The organism is Chitinispirillales bacterium ANBcel5 (genome assembly GCA_029688955.1).
Taxonomy (GTDB): domain Bacteria; phylum Fibrobacterota; class Chitinivibrionia; order Chitinivibrionales; family Chitinispirillaceae; genus Cellulosispirillum; species Cellulosispirillum alkaliphilum.
Window position 1 is genome coordinate 1 of the sequence record JARUKZ010000078.1, and the last position, 3,492, is coordinate 3,492.

Consider the following 3,492-nt stretch of genomic DNA (forward strand, 5'->3'; position numbering starts at 1 on the left):
AAATGTTCCAAATCCAATGAGAATGGAGGAGGGAACCCGTTTCTATTTTCACCATAGCGATGTTGTTTATAGCAGAGATGTTCAGTTGGAGATTAGAATCTATACTCTTGGTGGAAGATTAATCAGAGTTATACGCGACCCAGAAAACGGATATTTGTGGGACGGAAGAGACCAGGCGGGAAATGTTCTTACACCAAATGTGTACCTGTATCAGGTAAAAGCACATACAGATGGGTTTAGAAAGACTACCACCAGTGATATAAAACGATTAGTGGTACATCCACCGAGATAGTCTTTGTGGCTAATTAAAGCAAATGGGAGATGTGTTTTTTCCTTTTTCTGCTCAAAGCTAATCAAAACTGAAGAATTCTATGGCTGAGAATGGATTATAACCATTGAAACATGTATTTACCCAAAACAGGGCACCCGACAGCGCCGAAAGTGACCTCCAACTACGCCAGTGTCCCATCTAAAACAAGTCTGATGGGCTTGAACTCTTTGCTGTATCCTTTGCGAAAACTATTATTTTCCATAACACATCGTTCGCCTGTAGATTTAGGGCTTTTCGTTTTGTTTGGCATTTAGTGTGCCCTTTTAATATTCATACGTAACAGAGCAGTACAGTACCTGGGGTGATAGCTTCGGTAGCGAGCTCTTTTTTGGGCAAAAAATGGGTTTGGAAGGGGCAACGATACTATATTTCATTAAAAAGAACCGATTGGAGTCGTCAAGATGATCATTCATATGGAGAAAAATTCCACTCCTGAGCAGGAAAAGAGAGTACTTGAGAGGATAAAGAAAGCCGGGTTTGACTACGAGATTATTCACGGTTCTTTGGGTATCGATGTCATTGGTGTGCTTGGTGATCTTTCGAGAGTGGAGGAGAGTTATTTTGGGGAGCTTGATGGTGTCGATAAGGTTATCCGTATCTCAAAGCCCTATAAGCTCGTTTCACGAGAGTATTCTTCACGCTCCAAAGTGGTTGATGCCGGGGGGGTTGCAATTGGGGGCGATCAGCTCTGCTTTTTGGCAGGTCCCTGCTCGCTTGAAAGTGAATCACAGATTTTTTCCATCGCTCAATACCTTAATGATATGGGTATCACGATTATGCGTGGGGGGGCGTATAAACCAAGAACATCACCCTACAGTTTTCAGGGTATGGGGCTTGAAGGATTGAAACTTTTAGCTAAAGTACGGGAGCAGTACGGGCTTAAAATCATTACAGAAGCTACCGGCTTGCATCACCACATAGATGAAAACGGTGAGAGGGAGAAGCACAATGTTCTTGAGAATGTAATCGAGTATGCTGATATTATTCAGATCGGTGCCAGGAACATGAAATCGTACGGATTTCTTCAGGAACTTGCAATTCTTACAAAAGAAAATAAGAAACCGGTTCTTTTAAAACGGGGAGATTCTTCAACCCTTAAAGACTTTCTTCTTGCCGCGGAATACATAGTATCAAATGGTAACCCCAATGTAATATTGTGTCTCAGGGGGATTAGAACATTTGAGGAAGAGAGCTTTCAGCGTTTTACTCCCGATATAGGAGCAATTACGGTTTTGAAAAACGAATCAAATTTACCGGTGATTTTTGATCCTTCACACTCAACGGGGTACCGCGCAAATGTTAAAGGCGTTTCACTCGCAGCAGTTGCGGCCGGAGCTGACGGATTGTTGATTGAAACCCATAATGACCCCGCAAACGCCTTATGTGATGGTGAGCAGAGCGTGACGGCCCTGCAGCTTAAGGAGATAAGGGAAAAATCTGAAAAAATCAGAGCGGTTCTTTAGTTTCAGGAAAAATCGTTTTAACCTCAAGAATACAAAGTTGAACCATTTATGAGTAAGAAAATTCTACTGATAGTTTTAGGATGTGTTTTCTCTGTTTTAAGCAGTCCGGTAACAGTGACAGAAGACTCCCCATCAAGACTTACCTTTACATTTACTGTTGAAGAGTTCGATACAGCTACTGTAAAAACTGCAGATGGCTCATATACGCACTTATCATTCTCCGGCTCCAACTCTTTTAGCAGTGATAGTGGTGAGCCCTACCTTCCTTCCTATACTCTCTTCATTGGTGTGCCACAGGAGGGGGAGATCGATGTAGATGTATCGGTGGGTGCAATAAACCGTAAGCAACTGAACAATCCTGTTAAGCGTTCAAGGTCTGATGGAGTATCGGATGTTGAATACCAAAATGTCTGGGTCAGTGAACCTCAGTATACTACGTTTAGAAACTACAGGGCTGCAAGAGTGGTGGTACGTCCCTTTCAGTATGACCAAAACAGTCAGAATGTTTCTGTGCTTCGTGAAGCAACAATTTCGGTACGGTTTCCACCTTCTCAGCACCGCCCATCCTCGTCTCCGGGGGTTTTGTCTGATTACAATCGCATGGTAGACAATCTGATGGTAAACTTTGCTACTGCCCGGGGCTGGAGAAGGGCAGGGAGATTAAGGAAAGCTGCTGTTCAAGATTTTCCTTTCAGTAGAAACCGAAGGGTTTACTCTTTTAAAGTTGGAGACGGTCATAGTGGGTTTAATGAAGCTACGACTCTGGAAAATGGAATAGTAAAGATAACCGGTGATGATCTCATTGAGCTTTTTGGACCGGAGGTCAGGATGTCAGGAGTTGCACTCTACGCATCACATAAGGGGGAAATGGATCTAAGTGTTCCTGGTGAAGGGCAGATTCCGGATGGGATGTTTGAAATTCCGCTTTTACGGGTCTCAGATGATCCCTTTGGCCCGGTAGAGTCACAGGATTACGCGCTTGCATTTGTTAGCGGCGCTTCAGACTGGGTTTATAATGAAGGAACCAATGAGTTTGAAATGAAGATTAATCGTTATAGTGACTACCGCACCTACTGGCTTACGACTAAAGATAGCCCGGCATGTGAGATGGAAACCTTTGAGCAGCCTTCTGATCCGGTTCAAACAGTTGACAATTTCATGAACAAGGTATTACTGAGAAGACCACAGAGTCGCTCAATGCAGTTTAAAGAGGGAGGGATCGATTATATATACCGACGCTTTGATGTAAACAATCAGTCCTGGAGCAAACTGATTGATCTTCCGGGTCTTGAGCAGGAAAACTCAGTAGATGTTCAATTTGTCGAACATTTCAGAAACCGCGGTGCAGGTGACATTTCTGCATCAATTGGAAATGATGAGATTTGTACCAACTGTTCAGATGTATGGTTTACTATAGATCAGTGGACTGAAAACAGGCTTTCATTAGATTACAGATCAAATTCAGCTGGTTCTTTCTATGAATTGTATGGTATCTATTTTCGGTACCCAAAGAAACTGGCTGCAGGCAATCAAAATGGTGATCTGCGCCTTGAAGTGTTTTCTGATAGAGAAAATAGTGTAAAACGATACAACTTCGACAGAGGTGATGAGGAAGAGGTATATGTCTTTCGTATTCCTCAGAATGAGTCAGAGACATCTCTGATTCATGGTGATACGTTTGGCCAAACCGGAGATATC

Annotated in this window: 3 protein-coding genes; all 3 read left to right on the plus strand. The window is 43.0% G+C overall.

Features of this window, described 5'->3' with window-relative positions:
* Positions 1–292: hypothetical protein (locus tag QA601_18605; GenBank protein MDG5817115.1), on the plus strand; the 292-nt coding region annotated here is incomplete at its 5' end.
* Between the two features lie 440 nt (positions 293–732).
* Positions 733–1,794, plus strand: a complete 1,062-nt coding sequence (gene aroF / locus QA601_18610) for a 3-deoxy-7-phosphoheptulonate synthase (GenBank protein ID MDG5817116.1) — start codon at positions 733–735, stop codon at positions 1,792–1,794.
* 48 nt (positions 1,795–1,842) lie between these two features.
* A partial coding sequence (locus QA601_18615; protein MDG5817117.1) for a C25 family peptidase propeptide domain-containing protein occupies positions 1,843–3,492 on the plus strand: 1,650 nt, incomplete at its 3' end.